19 protein-coding genes are annotated in these 18703 nt (G+C 45.6%); 4 read left to right on the top strand and 15 right to left on the bottom strand.

What is annotated here, in order from left to right:
- Positions 1-15 precede the first annotated feature (15 nt).
- Positions 16-864 (bottom strand): MerR family transcriptional regulator, encoded by an 849-nt coding sequence (locus ACLTWA_RS13210; RefSeq protein ID WP_412328360.1) that lies wholly within the window; start codon positions 862-864, stop codon positions 16-18.
- A 145-nt stretch (positions 865-1009) separates the two neighbouring features.
- On the opposite strand from ACLTWA_RS13210, the gene ACLTWA_RS13205 reads away from it, so the two are divergent.
- From ACLTWA_RS13205 to ACLTWA_RS13195, 3 genes are all read left to right on the top strand, one after another.
- On the top strand, positions 1010-2767 hold the full coding sequence (locus tag ACLTWA_RS13205; RefSeq protein WP_412328359.1) for an ABC transporter ATP-binding protein: 1758 nt from the start codon (positions 1010-1012) through the stop codon (positions 2765-2767).
- Positions 2754-4526: an ABC transporter ATP-binding protein gene (locus ACLTWA_RS13200; RefSeq protein ID WP_412328357.1), complete on the top strand. Its 1773-nt coding sequence runs from the start codon at positions 2754-2756 to the stop codon at positions 4524-4526. Before ACLTWA_RS13205 ends, ACLTWA_RS13200 begins: the two co-directional genes overlap by 14 nt.
- A gap of 92 nt (positions 4527-4618) precedes the next feature.
- Complete coding sequence (locus ACLTWA_RS13195; RefSeq protein ID WP_412328355.1) at positions 4619-5308, top strand: aspartate/glutamate racemase family protein; 690 nt, start codon at positions 4619-4621, stop codon at positions 5306-5308.
- A gap of 47 nt (positions 5309-5355) precedes the next feature.
- On the opposite strand, the gene ACLTWA_RS13190 is transcribed toward ACLTWA_RS13195, so the two are convergent.
- The 12 genes from ACLTWA_RS13190 to ACLTWA_RS13135 all read right to left on the bottom strand — a co-directional run bounded on the left by ACLTWA_RS13190 (position 5356) and on the right by ACLTWA_RS13135 (position 16685).
- Positions 5356-6114, bottom strand: a complete 759-nt coding sequence (locus ACLTWA_RS13190) for a hypothetical protein (RefSeq protein ID WP_412328353.1) — start codon at positions 6112-6114, stop codon at positions 5356-5358.
- Positions 6104-6823, bottom strand: coding sequence for an L-2-amino-thiazoline-4-carboxylic acid hydrolase (locus ACLTWA_RS13185; protein ID WP_412328351.1), 720 nt, complete (start codon positions 6821-6823; stop codon positions 6104-6106). Before ACLTWA_RS13185 ends, ACLTWA_RS13190 begins: the two co-directional genes overlap by 11 nt.
- A gap of 156 nt (positions 6824-6979) precedes the next feature.
- A complete protein-coding gene (locus tag ACLTWA_RS13180; protein ID WP_412328349.1) occupies positions 6980-7939 on the bottom strand; it encodes a helix-turn-helix domain-containing protein in 960 nt (319 codons plus the stop codon).
- Positions 7940-8063: 124 nt separating this feature from the next.
- The gene (locus ACLTWA_RS13175; RefSeq protein ID WP_412328348.1) at positions 8064-9410 is read right to left on the bottom strand and encodes an APC family permease; all 1347 of its coding nucleotides are present in this window, start codon (positions 9408-9410) and stop codon (positions 8064-8066) included.
- Positions 9411-9543: 133 nt separating this feature from the next.
- On the bottom strand, positions 9544-10671 hold the full coding sequence (locus ACLTWA_RS13170) for an NAD(P)/FAD-dependent oxidoreductase (RefSeq protein WP_412328346.1): 1128 nt from the start codon (positions 10669-10671) through the stop codon (positions 9544-9546).
- Between the two features lie 5 nt (positions 10672-10676).
- Complete coding sequence (locus tag ACLTWA_RS13165) at positions 10677-11003, bottom strand: (2Fe-2S)-binding protein (protein WP_412328345.1); 327 nt, start codon at positions 11001-11003, stop codon at positions 10677-10679.
- Positions 11000-12583 (bottom strand): FAD-dependent oxidoreductase, encoded by a 1584-nt coding sequence (locus tag ACLTWA_RS13160; protein ID WP_412328344.1) that lies wholly within the window; start codon positions 12581-12583, stop codon positions 11000-11002. Before ACLTWA_RS13160 ends, ACLTWA_RS13165 begins: the two co-directional genes overlap by 4 nt.
- Before the next feature lie 37 nt (positions 12584-12620).
- Positions 12621-12929, bottom strand: coding sequence for a (2Fe-2S)-binding protein (locus ACLTWA_RS13155; RefSeq protein WP_412328343.1), 309 nt, complete (start codon positions 12927-12929; stop codon positions 12621-12623).
- Positions 12930-12948: 19 nt separating this feature from the next.
- On the bottom strand, positions 12949-14085 hold the full coding sequence (locus ACLTWA_RS13150; RefSeq protein ID WP_412328342.1) for a tyramine oxidase subunit B: 1137 nt from the start codon (positions 14083-14085) through the stop codon (positions 12949-12951).
- 129 nt (positions 14086-14214) lie between these two features.
- Complete coding sequence (locus ACLTWA_RS13145; RefSeq protein WP_412328340.1) at positions 14215-14343, bottom strand: hypothetical protein; 129 nt, start codon at positions 14341-14343, stop codon at positions 14215-14217.
- A 148-nt stretch (positions 14344-14491) separates the two neighbouring features.
- Positions 14492-15337, bottom strand: coding sequence for a helix-turn-helix domain-containing protein (locus tag ACLTWA_RS13140; RefSeq protein ID WP_412328339.1), 846 nt, complete (start codon positions 15335-15337; stop codon positions 14492-14494).
- Between the two features lie 154 nt (positions 15338-15491).
- Complete coding sequence (locus ACLTWA_RS13135; RefSeq protein WP_412328338.1) at positions 15492-16685, bottom strand: MFS transporter; 1194 nt, start codon at positions 16683-16685, stop codon at positions 15492-15494.
- Between the two features lie 163 nt (positions 16686-16848).
- On the opposite strand from ACLTWA_RS13135, the gene ACLTWA_RS13130 reads away from it, so the two are divergent.
- Complete coding sequence (locus tag ACLTWA_RS13130) at positions 16849-17430, top strand: TetR/AcrR family transcriptional regulator (protein WP_412328336.1); 582 nt, start codon at positions 16849-16851, stop codon at positions 17428-17430.
- A gap of 178 nt (positions 17431-17608) precedes the next feature.
- On the opposite strand, the gene ACLTWA_RS13125 is transcribed toward ACLTWA_RS13130, so the two are convergent.
- Positions 17609-18145: a flavin reductase family protein gene (locus ACLTWA_RS13125; RefSeq protein WP_412328335.1), complete on the bottom strand. Its 537-nt coding sequence runs from the start codon at positions 18143-18145 to the stop codon at positions 17609-17611.
- Positions 18146-18283: 138 nt separating this feature from the next.
- Positions 18284-18703: a pyridoxamine 5'-phosphate oxidase family protein gene (locus tag ACLTWA_RS13120; protein WP_412328333.1), complete on the bottom strand. Its 420-nt coding sequence runs from the start codon at positions 18701-18703 to the stop codon at positions 18284-18286.

The raw sequence follows: 18703 nt of genomic DNA, 5'->3' as shown, positions 1-18703 counted from the left end.
AAATTCTACCGCAAATCAATCCGGTTCACAACAGGTTCCGGCAGAAATTACAGGAATCTGGATTTTGATTACATACTCATTGGAATCCACAGCCGCCAGATGGCTTAACATATCATCCTCATAAGAATCTCCGTCAATGACCATTTTGCTTTCTTTTATAAAGGCCCTTAGCTGTTCATAAGACTTGTGCAACTCGCTATATGGTCCTTTATGGATCACAACCGCATATTTCCCCGCCTTCTTGACACGAAGACGCTCACTGTCAATATAGCTGCGTATCTTACTGGTATAATAGGCCACCTTCTGATACTGCTCCGATAGTATGTCTTTCTTTTCTATAATCGCGCCCAGTAAAAGTTCGCTTTCCCCGCTTAATTCATCACAGTACTCAAAATGCTCTTTCAGTTTTTCCAGTTCTTCCTTTCCGGAGGCGTATCCGGTCATCTTTATGACAATATAATACTCCTCCCTGCTTTCTTCAATATATGGAACACCATACACCGAATGCAAAGCTTTTTCCGTGGTATCAATGGTTGCAAGAATCTTATTTCTCATTAAATTCGTCTTTTTTATCTCCGCTTCCAGCTGCTTTTCCTTCTGCTTCAGTATAGAAAGGAAGTGATCCGGGTTATAATCTCCAATATAATCCTTGATTTCACGCAGAGAAGAACCTGCCTGCTTCAATATGTAAATCATGTCATATAAATAGAACTGCTTGAAGGAATAATAACGGTATCCGTTGGGTTTTACAAATTCCGGTTTCAGAATACCGATTTCATCGTAATGGAACAACGTATGTCTGGTGACTCCGCATAACTTTGCAAATTCATTTGTGGTAAGGTATTGATTATTTTCTCCGGACATGGATGATTTGCCCTCCTGTTATTATACTATCATTTCGATTTCCTAAAATGCCTAAAATCCTCTTGACTTTCGGGTTACCCTATACTTTATAATGACATGGCTGTGTAAATTCGTCAAGATATGATTATAGAACAGGAGGACGATTATGATAAAATTACTGCATTACATGAAGCCGCATAAAAAAATGCTGGCAGGTGCCGTAATATTTCTATTTTTTAATAATTTTACTGCCATGCTGCTACCTACACTGACCGCAGAATTAATCAATGTGGGAGTTGCAAACCGTGACATACCATACATATACCGTATCTGTGTCATAATGCTTGCAGTCGCGGTTTCCGGAGGGCTCAGCTCCATCGTTTCCGCAATCATGGCTTCAAAAGCAACGGCAGGCTTTTGTAAGGAGCTGCGGGAAGCCGTGTTTATGAAAGCACAGCAGTATTCCCTGACGGATTTTCAGACGATTGGCACCGCTTCCATGATTACCCGCTGCACCAATGACATTAACATTATCCAGAGATCCGGAATGATGTTTTTAAGAATTCTTCTTCCGGCTCCTTTGATGACAATTGTAGGGCTTACCCTGGCCTTTAGAACCAACGTGCGCATGGCCTTTTTCTTCGTTGCCGTTATTTTATTTTTCGGCATAATGGCTTACCTGATCGGGCGGAAGGCCATTCCTCTCTTCCAGCACATTCAAAAAAGAATGGACCAGCTGACTTATGTGCTCCGGGAAGGAATTACGGGTGTCCGGGTGATCCGCGCCTTTAACCGGGAAGAGTTTGAGAAAAAACGTTTTGTGGATTCCTGTCATGATTACCGTGATGTTGCAGTAAAGACCGGCAGAGTCTTTGCCATCTTACTTCCTTCCCTGTTTCTCATTCTGGACTTAAGCGTTGCTTCTGTCATATGGTTTGGCGGCATCCAGGTAACCGCCGGGTCTATGGAGATCGGAAGCATTTTTGCCTTGATTGAGTATTTAACCATTATTTTATTCTGCGGTGTTATGGCAGTTATGGGCTTTATGGAGATTCCACGCGCCTTAAGCAGTGCAGAGCGGATCAATGAGGTCCTGAACCTGACTCCGGAAATCAGAGATGAGCCGGCGGCAGATATTAAAAGCAGCTTAAGAGGCACGCTGGAATTTCAGGACGTTACCTTTATGTACGCCAATGCAGAGGAACCGGTCTTAAGCCATCTTTCCTTTACGGCAAAGCCGGGAGAGACCACCGCGATCATCGGCGGCACCGGCTCAGGAAAATCAACCATTGCCAATTTAATCCCCCGCTTTTACCAGATCAATGAGGGGAAGATTCTGTTAAACGGAATCGATATCAGACAATATCCGCAAAAGACCTTAAGGGACCGGATCGGGTTCATCCCTCAAAAAGCATTCTTATTCCGGGGAACCATTGAAAGCAACATCCGTTTTGGAAAAAATGATGCTTCTATGGAAGAAATCCAGGCTGCTGCGAAAGTGGCTCAGGCTCATGATTTTATTGAAGGGCTGGAGAATGGATATCACTCTTATGTGGCTCAGGCAGGTTCCAATCTTTCCGGCGGCCAGAAGCAGAGAATCGCCATTGCCCGGGCACTTGTGAAAAAGCCGGAAGTGTATGTCTTTGATGACAGCTTTTCTGCCCTTGATTTTAAGACCGATTCCATGCTCCGGAAAGCATTAAAGGCGGAAATCAAGGATTCTTCCCTCATCCTTGTGGCACAGAGGATCAGCACCATTTTAGATGCAGACCAGATCATCGTTCTTGATGACGGTAAGGTGGCTGGTATTGGGACCCACAAAGAGCTGATGAAGACCTGTGCCATATACCAGCAGATCGCTGCTACCCAGTTAAGTGAAAAAGAATTGCAGGGAAAGGAGGACCATGGACATGAATCAGCGTAAAAAAGGAATCATCCGCAGGCTGCTGCCCTATTTTCACGGAATGGAGCTAATGATGGTGTTTATCATCACCGCTTCCATACTAAGCTCTGCCTTCTTTATTGCCAGCCCTTTCTTTTTGGGAAAAGCGCTGGACCAGCTGGCGGAAGGAATTAAGTCCGCAGTCACACAGGGAACCCGTTTTCAAGTGAACTGGGAAACCATGGGCGGGATCTTTACCGTTCTTCTTTCCCTTTATGTCTTAAGCTTCATTGCCAATTACTTTGCCAGCTATATGATGGCAGCCGTTACAGAGACTGTGACCTTAAATATGCGTGAAGCCCTGATGGATAAGCTCAACCGCCTTCCGCTCCGCTTTTTTGATGCTACGGAACGGGGAGATATTTTAAGCCGTGCCACCAATGACGTGGAAAAGGTGGCTGACTCTTTAAGAGAAGGCTTCAACCGTCTGATCGGCTGCACCATTTCCATCATCGGCGCAGTGACCATGATGCTTGTTATCAGCCCGGTCTTATCTCTGGTCGCATTCCTGACCATCGGAACGGCAACCGTACTGACCGTACTGATTTCAAAAAAGTCAAGGAATTACTTTTTTAAATACCAGACCTCTCTTGGAGAATTAAATGCCAGCATTGAGGAAGCCTTTACGGGGCAGCTGGTGATCAAAGCCTTTAATCAGGAGGATAATGCCTTAAAAACATTCCGGAAAATCAATGAGGATCTATACAGGCACAGCAGTTCTTCCCAGATCGCCCAGTTTATCGTGGCTCCCTGTGTCCGTATGATCAATAACTTCGGATATATCCTGATTGCAGTTTTTAGTGTTATTTCCATTATACAGGGACGGCTTACCATTGGTGTGGTTCAGGCTTTTATCCAGTATTCGGATAAGGCTTCCGAACCTGTCCTTGAATGTTCCCAGATCATCAGCTCCATGCAGTCTGCATTTGCCGCATCTGCAAGATATTTTGAAATCATGGATCAGATGGAGGAAGTTCCGGACCATATCTGTGAAGAGGTTCTTCCGGATACCAGGGGCAATGTGCGGTTTGAGCATGTACGGTTTGGGTACAGCGATGACCATATCTTAATGAAGGATATCAACATCAATATCAACGCCGGGGACCGGGTGGCCATCGTAGGGCCTACGGGAGCGGGAAAAACCACTTTAGTCAATCTTCTGATGCGTTTTTATGAAATACAGAGCGGCTCCATTAAAATTGACGGCATGGATATCAAATCCATGTCAAGGGCAGAGCTTCGGAGCAAATTCGGCATGGTGCTGCAGGATACCTGGCTGTTTGGCGGTACCATAAAGGACAACATTGCATACAGCAATCCAAATGCCGGGGAAAAGGAGATCATTGCTGCAGCAAAATCTGCAAGAGCAGACCACTTTATCCGCACTCTGCCGGAAGGATATGACACCATTTTAAACGAAGACGGTTCCAATGTATCCCAGGGACAGAAGCAGCTGCTGACCATAGCCAGAGCCATCTTAGCTGACCCGGCCATTCTGATCCTTGATGAGGCTACTTCCAGTGTGGACACCCGGACCGAGGCTGAGATCCAAAAAGCTATGAATAACTTAATGAAGGGCCGCACCAGCTTTATCATCGCCCATAAATTATCTACCATACGGGATGCGGACTTAATTCTTGTGATGGATCACGGTACGATTATAGAACAGGGTACCCATGAACAGCTTCTTGCGCAAAATGGATTTTATGAAAAGCTTTACAACAGCCAGTTTGCCCAATAAACTTTCTCAACAAAATTCATCCTTCCGGTAGAAAAGAGCCTGTACTTATGATAGGATAAAAACATAAAAATCAGGAAACGGAGGCATACAGATTGAAGACCATTGGTTTAATCGGCGGAATGAGCTGGGAAAGTACGATGACCTACTATCAGCGGATCAATCAGACCGTAAAAGATCAGCTGGGCGGGCTCCACTCCGCCAAAATCTTATTATACAGCGTTGACTTTTTTGAAATTGAGAAACATCAGTCCAGAGGGGAATGGGAAGCCTGTGCGGATATCATGTGCGCTGCCGCAAAAAAGCTGGAACAGGCAGGCGCGGATTTTATTGTGATCTGCACCAACACCATGCATAAGGTGGTTCCTCAGATGGAAGAAAGCATAACCATTCCGATTCTGCATATTGCAGAGGCGGCTGCCGAAGCCTTAAAACAGAAGCACATCACAAAAGCTGCTTTGCTTGGAACCAAATATACCATGACACAGAACTTTTATATCGACAAATTGCTTGATTCCGGAATAGAAGTTATGGTTCCCGGCCCGAAGGATATTGAACTGATAAACCGGGTCATCTTTGAGGAACTGTGTCTGGGAATCGTTTCGGAAGAATCAAAGAAAGAATACCTGCGCATTATCCGCGAGCTGGGAGACCAGGGCGCTCAGGGCGTTGTACTGGGGTGTACGGAAATCGGATTGCTGATTGGCCAGGAAGATACCCAGCTTCCAGTATTTGATACGGCACAGATTCATGGAGATAAGGCGGCACTCGCTGCCTGTAAATAAGGACAAACAGAGGAGCCAGAGGCTCCTCTGTTTTTATAAAGACCTCTTTAGACTACCCGTGTTCCCACGGTCTTTAACTTCATGGTCCTTATCTGTTTTAATCTGTTAAAATTATCCTCAAAGGAAATATCACCGGCATGCCGGAGGCCTTTGGCAAAATCCTTCTTATAATTGATCATGGAATCCAGATACAACCCGATGACATGAATCTGGTTCCAGGCAGGTGTACCTTCCTTTTGATCATAGACGAAGACTGTTTCTAGAGCATAAAAATTGTAGCACCAGCCTTTATTCTCCATAATGTATCTCATAGCCGGTCCGTTATTGTGTTTCATAATGGTCTGAAATTCCATAAGGTGATCCGGGAAAACATCCACATATTCTACGGCGAAAAATGGTTTTGTCCACCTTCTTTCCGCTTTTCCCCCCGGCTCCGGATAGGTACTTTCCGGGGTGGTATTCAACAGTTCCATGCGGACAGGCTGATAATCAAAGGGCAGTTTTTGTTTTCTTAAGATTTCCGCTGCCTGATCTGCCGATTCCTGATTCTTTACAGGGAAAAGAATCAGATAGTCCCAAACCGGAAAATCCCCATGCTTTTCTGCTGTCTTTCCCAGATGATAGGCACAAATGCGGTCTGCCTCCTCTGGTCTCAGGCAATTGCTGAATACTCTTTTCAGCTGATCCTTTAATTCTTCTTTTATATATTTCCTGCTGTTCTTCCCCGCACTGATGCTCCATGCAAAGTAACAGACAGCATTTTGAGGAGACAGCCTTGGTCCGCTTAAATTGATTTTACTGCTCATTGTTCTTTTCCTCCCTTTCATACCTTGTATTGCAGCAGGAATGACCGCATGCCATGTTTCCCTCTCTCTTAAAGCAAGTCCCAATCTGAGGGCATAAGCGGGGAAATAAAATATCATCTCCGTAACAGTTTGCCATGCAGGCCTCCTCCGGCGCAGTTTTTTTCATATATTCATAAATTGCACAATAGGTAATGTCAAATTCCAGACAGTCACCACTGTTCTCCCGAATCACATAATCATGGATTCCCGCCTTTTTGCTTACCCGGAACATCTCCAGAATGTACTCTTTAAATGCCCCAAAAGCATCTCCGCCGGAAGCAAAGTCTTCCGGCCTGGGAAGTTCTGTCATTGCCGTTTCATACGCTGTGACATCGGCAATCTCTTTCATGATGTCCATGGCCTTCTGATTATCGGTCAGCCTTGCCAGGGCACAGAACATGGCTGCTTTCCCGGAAAAGGATCGTTCCAGCATCCGTGCCGTATTCTGCTCCATTTGATGACTGGCCGGAAAGGGGATGCGGCAGATCCGCCTCTTTTCTTTGGCAATCAGATAAAGAAGAACCGGCATGTTCCATATCCCCACCTGCTTTCGGATGGCAGTCATTGCGGCTCTTTTTGCCTCTTTTACTGTTTCAGGGTGATTTTTGGGAATCTTTTGAAACATCAGATTCATTTCCACCCCATAATTTTTCAGTTCCTTTATTTCCATAATCCATCACTCCTGTTATGAATGCCAGCTTTTGATTTGCTGATTGTACAAAAAAATATGCCACAAGTTAGTTTAATCTAACCTATAGCATATTTTATAATCCATTTGTATTGTCAGCAACTCCATTTATACCGAAATCAATCCAATCATTCCGGTTTATTTGTATTTATTTTCTTTCCTGCACTCCTGAGGCGTGAGTCCGAATCTTGATTTGAAGGAGGCTGTAAATTTGCTGGCATTGGTCCAGCCCACCTCTCCGGCTACCTCCGTGATTGTGCTGTCCGTCTGAAGCAAAAGCTCTTTTGCTTTTTGAAGCCTTAATTCCTTTAAATGGGCGAATGCCGAGTGATTGGCATAGTCTGTAAACAACTGGTTTAACACCTTTTTGGCAATGCCCATTTCTTCTGCCAGTTCCTCCATGGTAAAGTCATCGCTGATGTGGTATTCCATGTACAGAACAGCCTTTTCAAACATGCGGTAACGGTTGGTGCGGGATCTTTTCTCTTCCTGGTTTTTTCTGTCTTTTTTTATACAGTGACTACTGATCCATATGAGTTCCAATGCTTTTAAAAGCAGGTATTCTTTCTCATAATCAAACGGATTTTCTGCAATCTCCAGGAATACCGAAGTTAAATTCCCGTTACCGAAGGTCAGAAGCAGCCGCTGCTCCTTTGCAATCTCTTCCTGCAGCGTCTTGAAGGTCACGGATTTAGCGCTGAAATACCGGCTGATGACCCCATCCGCATCTTCTCCGTCCAACAGCAGGCTGATCCCCTTTACACTGCCTTTTTTTAACCGTACCTCATCGGGACAGGAATTAAAATCATAGATGCCAATTCCGTTTTCTTTTAATTCTATGGTATTGCTGCCGTATTTCATCTCCACACTGCCCTGAAGACAATAAAAGATTTCCAGAATATTTCCCTTTTCAAAGTCCGCCATGACCTGGTCTTTTCTCACATGATAATCAAAGAAAAGCATCTCCATTCCCGCGGCCAGTTCACAGCGGATAATGGTTCCGGTGGCATATTCTTCTTCCAGAAAATATTTTGCGATCTCTCCGTTGTGCCTGATGCTAGTGGCATAACGGTTCATATATTTTTGATGGGTACCCATGGCTTTCTCCGAACATTATTTAAACTTGGTTTCTACATTCAATCGTTTCATATCATTGTTCCTATTATACGGAACCAGAGTATAAATATCAAGCCGCGGTGTGAGCATAAAAGCCATTCCTTCCTTAAGTCATATCAAGCTGGGGAACCGGACTGCTGAAGAACCGGGTTACGCAGACCAGATATAAAAATCCGGCTGCAAGCCATAAAAATCCAACCAGATGGGCATTGACTCCAAGGTTAATAAAAATCCACAGAGTTACAAGAAGACCCATAAGCGGACAGATCAGATACTGGAGAACGGCTTTTCCCTTCCGTCTTTTTCCTGGCTCCTGATCCTGAATAAAAAACTTTAATATGACCGCACAGTTCAGCAGTATAAATCCAAAGAGGGCGCCAAAGCTGACCATGGTGGAGATCAGTCCCAGGGAGCAGAAGATAGAAATGGGGGTAATAACGATTCCAACGAATATGGTAGCTACAAACGGGGTGTGATATTTCCTGCTGACATAGGATAACTGTTTTGGAAGGACTCCATCACGGCCCATTGCAAAAAGCACTCTGGAAATGGCCGTATGGGACGCCTGTGTGGTGGCAACTCCAAAGGACAGAACCAGGGTAAAGGAAGTAAGGGCCGTCAGCCATTTGCCTCCTACAAAACCAATGACATCAATGAAAGCCGTATCCACGTTCAGTTCTTCATAATTGGGATATGCGATTCCTGCAAATAAGGTAATGACAATGAAGATCGCTCCAATGATTAAAATTGCACAGATAATTGCTTTTCCTACAGCTTTTTCCGGATTGATGGTTTCTTCTGCCAGCGTGCTGATGGCATCAAAGCCTAAGTAACTGAGTATGACGATTCCCGTTGCCCGCAGAATGCCGGATATATGAAATTTCTCAGGGTTGTAAAAGGAAAGAGTATTAAAATGAAGGGTTCCATTCATCATTAAACGGATGGTGCAGAATACAAATGCAAGAATAACAACGATCTGGAGGGCGAATAAGATCCAGCTGCATTTTGACATAATATCCACACCGATGATATTGGTAACGGTACTGAACGCGATGAACAGGATCACCCATATCCAGGCAGGAACTGCCGGAAGCATGGCGTTGGCAAAGGAACTTCCGATGATAACGACTGTGGCCGGAAGCAAAATATAATCAAGCAGTATGGACCAGCCGGTAAGGAACCCGAAGGCAGGAGATATTCCCTTCTGTACGTATACATAGACGGAACCCGCCAGGGGATATTTCTGTGACATGAACTTATAGCTTAAACCAGTAAAAAACATTGCTATCATTCCAATCAGATAACAGAGTGCCACCATTCCTCCTGCGGGAGCCAAAAAGGTGCCGTACATGGCGGCCGGCGCCAGAGGAATCATAAATATTAAACCGTAAATAATCAAATCTTTTGTTTTCAGTGTCCGTTTCAGTGTTGTCCCGACTCCTTGTTTTTCCATATCCGATCCTCCATCACATGTTTTATGAGAATACAAAAAGCGTCTACTTCTGCCGTAGACGCCTTAGTCACCGTAGGTATTGAAACCGATTTATCTGTTGAGCCATATCCATGGAATCCTGGTACCAGTCCGGTTATAGCTTTGCTTTAAATCTGTCATACCGGAAGGAATCTATATCAAGCACCGTGTCTTCCCCAACGGCAAGCTGGGAAAGCAGGGTACCAACGGTAGGTGCAATTCCAAAGCCGTGTCCCGAAAAGCCGCAGGCAAGAATCAGCCCGGGAACCTCTTCTACCCTGCTGATCACCGGTACATGATCCGCACAGACATCAATCCAGCCGGCCCAGGTCCTGACAATGTTGGCATATGCAAGACAGGGAAAATACTTCATGATTCCTCTGCAGATGCAGGAAGCGGTCAGACTGTTCGTTACCGGGGTTCCATTGTCCTTATTCACTCCTTCAAACCCGGAGGAGCCGCCAAATACAAAGGACCCATGAGTGCTCTGGTGGCCGTAAAAGTCTGCCATGGCCGTTCCTAACATCTGATAAAACATAGGCGGCTGGGCTTCCGTAACCAGAACTTCCAAAAGAGCCTGGGTCATAGGAACATCAACGCCTACGGTTGCTGCGATTTTTCTGCTGTCATAGCCTGCGGAAAGAATAATATTCTCAGCCTCAAAGCGCCCTTCCGACGTCATGACTTCTCTTGCTTTTCCTCTGATTTTGCGGATTTCAAGGACCTCTGTACCAGTGATGAATCGAACCCCCAGCTCTCTTGCCTTTTTATAATAAGCCAGAGTCGCCAGCATGGGATTTGCGTGCCCATCGGTGGGACACCAGCTTGCACCTGCGACTTCATCGGAAAGATAGGGACAGATACTTTTTGCTTCCTCACCGCTTATCATTTGCACATCCAGCCCCAGGGAAGAGGCATTGTCTGCAAGACCTTTTAAAATCTTCATATGACCTTCGGTCTTGCCCAGCCGGAGATTGCCCTTCTGATAATACTCCACATCCATACCAAGTTCTTCCGAAAGGACAGGCCACAGATGCTTTGCACCGTACATGGCCAGGGGCAATTCTCTCTTATCACGGCCCGACTGTCTGACACCGCCTCCATTTCTGCTTGATCCGCCATTTCCCATATGATCGCTTTTCTCCAAGACCAGGACAGAACAGCCTTTCTTTGCCAGATAATAGGCGGTGGCGTTACCGATGATTCCTCCGCCGATGATGATGATATCTGCACATTGTGCCATATGCGTCAGTCCTCCTTTCTTTCGTTTCCAAGTACCTTCATTTCCACCGGCCGCATAGGGGCCCTGGAAGGAGCAGGTTCTAATTCCAAAGGAGAGACGGAAAGTTCTCTTGCTACGATTCTTTTTACCAGAGCCCCGCAGGTCTGGCCCTGGCAGAGGCCCATTCCTGACCGCAAATAGCGTCTGATCTCTGTCAGGGTAAACATACCATCATGGACCGCTTTCCGGATCTCCCCTTTTGTCACTTCCTCACAGCGGCAGATGATCATTCCGTCATCCGGCTCCTGTATAAATTCCTTTAATGTCCTGGACCGGTCGTTGCTCTTACTCATACTCCTGCCTCCTGTCTGCGAAAGAATCTGGCTTTCATTGCCATATCTGCGGGCACCTTTATGGTCAATAAGCTGGTATGGTCGTATACCTTCTTTGACTTCACCTCTAAAACCTCTGCCAGGCAAACGTTTGCACCGCTTCGGTCAAGTGCCGCTCCTTTATCCCCCGGTGCAGGCAGAGGAAGAAACTCATAGGGAAGAGTAATGGCTGCATAGCCAGGTTCAAAGTCTTCATCAATGAGAAATATGGCCTGACCGGAGCATGCGGACACACATAATCCGCAGCCCGTACAGTCCCGTTCCTCATCCAGTGCGGGGAGTGCAGTAATTTTACTCCCAATGACAATGCATTTTCTGGGGCAGGCATCCTGGCAGGGATTGCAGGGAATATTCTGGGTACATTCGATTACCGGATGAATTCCCTTACGTCTTGTGACTCCCGGGAACCTGCCGATTTCAGACTCTGCCACGTAACCTTTCCTTAAAAGATTTTTGGAAACGTCAATTCCTTCCTCCGTCTTTTCTATGTTCTTCCCCCGGTTTTCCGGTGCAAACATTCCTTCCCGGAGACTTAATAAAGCCTTGTGAAGCTCTTCTGTTTTTTCCGTCTGCTCTTCTTTTTTAAGAAAGCCCAGGTATTGTGCGGCACTGATTCCTGCAATCCGCCCTTCGATCATGGCGGAACTGGCTTCTTCAATGCCGGATACATCTCCTGCCACAAAGATTCCGGGTATGCTGGTGGCTCCTGTCTCGTCGCATTCCGGCACATATCCGGTGGGGGTGTCCTTCATCCTGCAGCCTGCCATTTTGGTGAGCTGGGACATGGGGGATAAGCCAACGGCAAGGCAGATGGTATCCACTTCAAAATGCTTGCTGCTTCCGGGAATGATCTTCCAGTCTGCATCCACCTCACCGATGGTTACACCTCTCACCCGGTCTGTTCCTTCCGCCTTCACGATGGTATGGGACAGATAAAAGGGGACTCCGCACCGGGCCACCTTTGCCGCATGAACCCCGTACCCGCCTACCTTTGGTGCCGCATCGACCAGTGCCACCACTTCACACCCTGCCTGTAACAGCTGAAAGCTCACCACAAGACCTACGTTTCCGGAACCCAGCATCAATACTTTGTTCCCGGGTCTGACACTGTGAAGGTTCATCATGGTCTGGGCCGCTCCTGCTCCTATTACACCAGGAAGGGTCCAGCCATCAAAGGTCACCATATTTTCAGAAGCACCTGTGGCTACGATGACCGCATCCCCCTTATAGTGCCTGATTTCCTGTTCTACGGAAACCGTCACCTCCTTATCCAGATAAAGTCCCACCACAACGGCATTTAACAAAACTTCCACGCCGTTGTCATTTGCTTCCCTTAGAAGATCTTCACCGATTTTAAAACCTCTGATCTTGGCCTTATGTTCTTTTGAACCAAAAAATTTATGGATCTGTTTAAAAAGCTGTCCGCCGGGCTTTGCATTTTCATCGAAAACAATTACCTTTAAGCCGCTCTTTGCTGCTTCTATGGCTGCTGACAAACCAGCGGGACCTGCTCCTATAATGATTAAATCATATCTTGTCATCCTACCTGCCCTCCATTTTAATTCTCTGCCAGCGCCTTTATTCCTTTGCTCCTACGCCGTACTGGCTCTTCACATCCATCCCTTCCTTTAAAGGGGTGATGCAGGTCCTGACATTGGGTTTTCCGTCAACCACCATCACGCAGTCTGTGCATCTGCCGATTGCACAGAAGATTCCTCTTGGTTCATGATACTTTTTCGTATACCGGTGGATAGAGATTCCCGCCGCTTCCAGCGCAATGGCAATGGGTTCCCCTTCCTGACCGGATATGGTGTTTCCGTCATAAGTAAATGTAACCACCCGTTTCTCTTCCGGTTTTCCAAGGATTGGATGTTCTTCGATTCTCATATTATTAACCTCCGTCTCTTTATGCCAAATAAGGGGTCTCCCATACATTCAGTCTTTTCCCGATTCCTTTTTCTAAAGCATTGCGGTAGACAATGGTTCCCCATGCAACGTCTTCAATGGGCATTCCTCCCACGGAGTAAATGATGATTTCATCATCATTTCGGTGAACCGGAATCTTTCCTGTAAGCACATCTCCCAGGTCATCGATCTGCTCCTTTTTCATCTTGCCTTCCTCAATCAAATCCATGCAATGCACCGCCGGTATGGGAATGGTATGGTATGCCTTTTCGCCAATTTCCTCTTTCCAGGCTTCATACAACTGGATATTGTCCGTCACCATTCTTGCCCGGTTCCGAATAAAATCATCATCAAATCTTGCTGCTGCCGGACAACAGAGGATTGCACCCGGTTTGATCCATGCTTCTTCGATAAACGGATAGTCGCTGATGTCTCCGGTGGGGCTTGAGGTTGCAATATGTACAATATCTGAATCTCGAACCGCTTCCTCTTGCGTTTCCACGATCCGGATGTCCTTCACCTGGGGATATTTATTGTTAATATACTGAATAAAGTTCTCAATGGACTTGAGGCTTCTTCCTTTAATTTTAACGGTTTCGATTCCGTGTCTCACCGCCATGGTTGCATCAAGCGCCGTTTTGCTCATAACACCCGGCCCGATGACGCCGATGACCTTGGCATCTTCTCTGGCAAAATACTTGACGCCTACTCCCGGAACGGCACCGGTACGGAACGCGCTCAATACATTGGCCGACATATAAGCCAGGGGCGCTCCCGTATCCTTATCGTTTAACGTGAGCATCAGAATGGATCTTGGGAGTCCCTTTTTCCGGTTCTCCGTATTGGAACCGTACCATTTCATGCCTGCCATATCGAATTTGCCGCCGAGGTACGCAGGCATTGCCATAAATCTCCGGTCAGGGCCGTCCGTAGGCATATTGGGGAATGGGGATTCCTGGGGAAAAGTCATCATCACTCCGTGAGAATTTCCATTAGGGCCTCCCATACGGAAATCGCCGGATTTCATTAACTTGAACATCTCTTCCATGGCTTCCACACAGCCTGCCATATCCGTTACACCTGCCTGTATCATTTCTTCTTCACTGAGATAGATAAAATCAACTTTTGCATCACTCATTATTATTTCCTCCATTCCGTTTAATCAGGCTCCGGGTTCTTAAGTTCTTTTTATTTCTCACAGCCGGTAACTGCTTGAAGTTCAATCTCCACCAGTTGGGAGGGGCGGTTCAGCTATGCATCTGCTACTTCACACTGTGCCGTCTGGTGTCACGGAAGTGGTACCCCCAATGTAGATATGCTCCCCCACCTTTATCATTCTGGAATAACCTGTGATTTCTTCTAAGGGTGCTCCCGATGAATAATTGATTCTTTTCACTTTTCCTGCCTCCTTACGCAAAAGAGGCCCTGTGATAAAGATTATCACAAGACCTCTCTGTCCTTCATTTCACTACATTCTACCGTTATGTATCACGATATAATTGTAAAAATCGGAACTAAATGATATTATTTTTTCATTACCAGAATCATACTTTCGTAATTACCTGCAGCTTTTCCCTATAGCTGTTCTGCATTAATCCCTTTAAATACCTTGTAGGCGTATAATTGGTAAATTCCTTAAAGTCCTTTATAAAATGAGACTGATCATAATAGCCCGCATCAAGTGCCGCTCGTGTCATACCAGTCTTACTCATGTTTTTGGTCAGTTCATCAATGGCATTTTGGAAACGGATGATCCGCATCAGCTCTTTGGGGGCCATACCGAATTCATCGGTAATGATCCGGTTTAAATAGCGGAGGGAATAGCCTGTTTTTTCCTGTAGCTCTTTTAATTTAATATTGCCACCCGACGCTACAATCTCCTGTCTTAACAGGGACTGGAGATTATGGGCTTCATACCGTTCTGCATCGTAATGCTTTAAATAAAAATCTGTGAATATTTTAACCTTCTGTTCAAAGCGTTCTTCCTGCCACAGCTTTTCAAACAATTCTTCCTGTTCAGAAAGCTCATCAAACATATCTTCATATTTTTCTTCCCTGCCGACCAGCTCCGACATCTTTCTGTGTTTTCCCACAGGATTAAAGCCCGGGAGAAATCGGACGCCAAAGTGCCTGCAGCGGCTGGCTGTCTCCACCTCTGTTTTGGAAAGCAGCGTCCCGGCAACTCTTGATTCCAGCCTGCTGCCGTTGCTGCAGAAGAGAATGTCCACACAGGCATCAGGGATTCCGGTCATAAGATCACTTTCCGCTTCAAACTGATAGAAATGAGAGATTCCATATTGCATGACATTATATTTTTTGTATTCACCAGTCACTAAAACAAAGCCCGGCTGTTTCGGATGCAGAAGCTCCGCTTGATTTCTTCCATTCATAGGCAATCCCTCTTTCCTTAAAAAGCTGGTAAATGGGTAAAAAAAACGCAACAGAGCCAAGGACTCCATTGCGATTGATATCTAAATTTATACTATTGAAATTCCGGTTTGTCAATACAATCTCTGCTTCCAGATAAATCCTTATTGGGATTTCTTAAACAGAACTGTTTTTTTCCGTAAGAAAGTATACAAATGCAAGCACCGGCAGGCTAAATCCGATCATGGAAGCTGTCCCCCAATTTCCCTGTGCATATGACCAGCCTCCCAAAGCAGAGCCGGCAGCACCGCCTATAAAAAATACCGCCATGAATAATCCGTTGACTCTGCCCCGTATCTCATCACCCAACCCATAGATTGCCTGCTGCCCAAGAACAAGATTGCCGGAAACTGCCATATCAAGAAGAATTGCGGCAATGCAGAACAGAATCAGAGAAACGGTAAGATTGCTCTGCAACACATGGGTAAGGGCAAACGAAGAAGCGGCAATCACAAAAGCAGCTCCTGTGAGTTTTTTTGTAAAGCCCTTGTCTGCCAGTCTTCCGGCAATGGGCGCTGCCACCGCTCCGGCCACACCTGCAAATCCAAACAAAGCAATTTCTTTTTGGGTCATCTGAAAATGCTGGGACAAATGTAGGGGCACAACGGTCCAAAACAAGCTGAAGCTGCCAAATAAAGCGGCCTGATAGAAGGCTCTGCGGCGTAAAACAGGGGTCTTTAAAAAGAGATGCCACAAGGATTTTATAATTGCAGGGTAACTGTCCTTTGTCTCCGGATTCCGCTTCGGAAGCAGAAAGCTTAACAAAATCAACAGGATTCCCATAAGGGCCGCCGACAAAAAAAACACTGCCTTCCAGCCCAGAAAACCGGTAATAAGACTTGCAGTCGGTCTTGCAAGCATAATCCCAAGAAGCAGCCCGCTCATTACATTGCCAACGATCTTCCCTCTCTCGTTTGCAGGCGCTAAGTGGGCGGCAAATGGGACCAGGATCTGAGCGGTCACAGACCCGGCTCCAATCAATATGGTCGAAATGAAGAAAAGATAAGGATTTGCTGCCAAAGGTGCTGCAGCCAGTCCGATAACCGCTGGAATCAGTGTTATAACTGCCAGTCGCCTGTTTTCCAGTAAATCGCTTAGTGGAACCAGAAACAAAAGACCTGCGGCATACCCAAGCTGGGTCATGGTAACAATCAGTCCGGACAGCCCGGCTGAGATTTTGGTATCTTTGCTGATAGGACCCACCAGGGGCTGCGCGTAATACAGATTTGCAACAATCAATCCGCAGGCACCTGCAAGTAAAAATACCAGCCAGCGGGAAATCTTCTTTTCCTCCGTTATTTTAGTTTTCATGTGTGATATCCTCCATTTATTTTGTATACTAAACGTACCGTTTATAAATATATAGTAAACGCAGCGTCTTGTTTTGTCAAGCCTGTTTTTTTATAAACAAATATGTTATAATAAACGCAACGTTTTTAAATTGTTCTATAGAATCATCAAAAAGGAGAATCCTATGGATAAGAAGACAGGACGTCCCCGCAGCGAAAAAACAAGACAGGCCATTCTCACTGCTTCCTATGACCTGCTACTTTTAAATGGTTTTCATTCCATAACGGTAGAAGGCATCGCTGAAAGAGCCGGGGTCAGCAAAGCAACCATATATAAATGGTGGCCAAACAAAGCCGCCGTCGTTTTAGATGGCTTTTTTGAAGCTACAGAATCAATATTGGAAGTACCGGATACCGGTTCTTTAAAAAAAGACCTTCTGCTTCAGGCAGGCAGCCTTGCAGCCTTCCTTACCAGTCCAAAGGGAAAGGTCATTACAGAACTGATTGCAGAAGGGCAATCCGATGAAAATGTGGCGGAAGAATACCGTAACCGGTATTTCAACCCCCGCAGGCTTATCTCAAGGCATATTCTGGAAAGAGGGATAAAACGAGGGGAATTAAGAAAGGATTTGGATATTGAACTGAGTATTGATTTGATTTTTGCACCGATTTTTTACCGGCTGCTAATCACCGGGGGCGCTGTAGATCCTGCGTTTGTGGAACAGCTGATTTCTTATGCGCTGGCGGGATTGATTTCAGAACAATGATGTGAAACTTCTCCCCGCTCCAGCGGATTTACGGGATTTTACCTGGAGCAGTGGAAATGAAATATGCAAAAAGCTCCCTTTTCAAGGACAGTCTTTCTACGGTTCTGCCTGTTTAAAAAGGGAGCTTTTAAAATGCCGCAATTTCAGCCGCCCGAAACTGCTCAGACAACATGACGGGTTATTCTATTATATAAGCTTTGACGATCTCTCCGTAATATGCGGTATGAAAATCCCTGTTGGCCCCGTGGAAGGAACCGTCTACATCCTGAGGATGAAATGCCTTTTTATTTTCTTCGGTAACTGCATGCTCATCCTGCTTCTGCTTATAGATAACCTTGCACTCAAGGGTCAATGGCAGTTCCTTGATTGCCGGAACAGAAACAGCCTCAGAAGGTTCCAGCGTTAAGTTCAGCTTCTTGATCTTATCCACCGAATGACCCGTTTCTGTTCCGCATATCCCCAAAATCTTTTTATCAAAATCACCGTATGGGATATTGATAGTAAATTCTCCGTTCTTATCCAGCTGCTGCCTGGTAAACCGGTGCTCTCTTACAAAAACCGTAAATATGGGCTTGCCCCACTCGATCCCAAGCGTCCCCCAGGAAATGGTCATGGAATTCACCTTTCCATCTGCCTTCGTAGTCAGCAAAACGCCTTTGTTTACCGCTTTTAATATCTCATTGGCATAATCAAATACTTCTATCTCCTTTTTCATTGCAATCTCCTTTACCGATAATTGTTGTTTTTCTATCATATAACAGCAAATTATTTTTATCAAGTATGCACCTTTGGGATAGATACTAACTAAAACGAAAGTATGGATCATTCGCAGATTTTACGAAAATATGTCTTGCTATTGGACTGTAAATGTTTCCGATTTAAAATTACTATAAAACCTGCCGCTTTCAGCCGTAAACCGGAGAACGCAGTAATCAGGGTCTGTGACTCCCTTGGGATAGTACATGGAATCACCTTCCTGCCAGATCATCTCTTTGCTGACATTATCCTCCAGTACCTCCATGGTTCCCTTCAGCATTACCCCGCGGAAAAAGCGCTTATCGCAAAAATAAATACAGGCCTTTGGATTGATTCTATACTGTGACGCTCTCATGGAAGAGGCATTCGTTGTAAAATAGAAGGTCTTTATGCCTTCTCTCTTTCTTGGAGGAAGCATCGCTTTTGTATTGGGGAATCCGTCCGCATCAACGGAGCTGATCAGTGCCGTACTTTGCTTATCAATAAGATTACCTATTGTCTGATTTTTATCTCTCAC

Origin of the sequence: Lacrimispora sp. (assembly GCF_046972725.1) — a bacterium.
Classification (GTDB): domain Bacteria; phylum Bacillota; class Clostridia; order Lachnospirales; family Lachnospiraceae; genus Lacrimispora.
The sequence above is the reverse complement of the archived record's forward strand: the minus strand, read 5'-3'. Positions and strand labels throughout refer to the sequence as shown.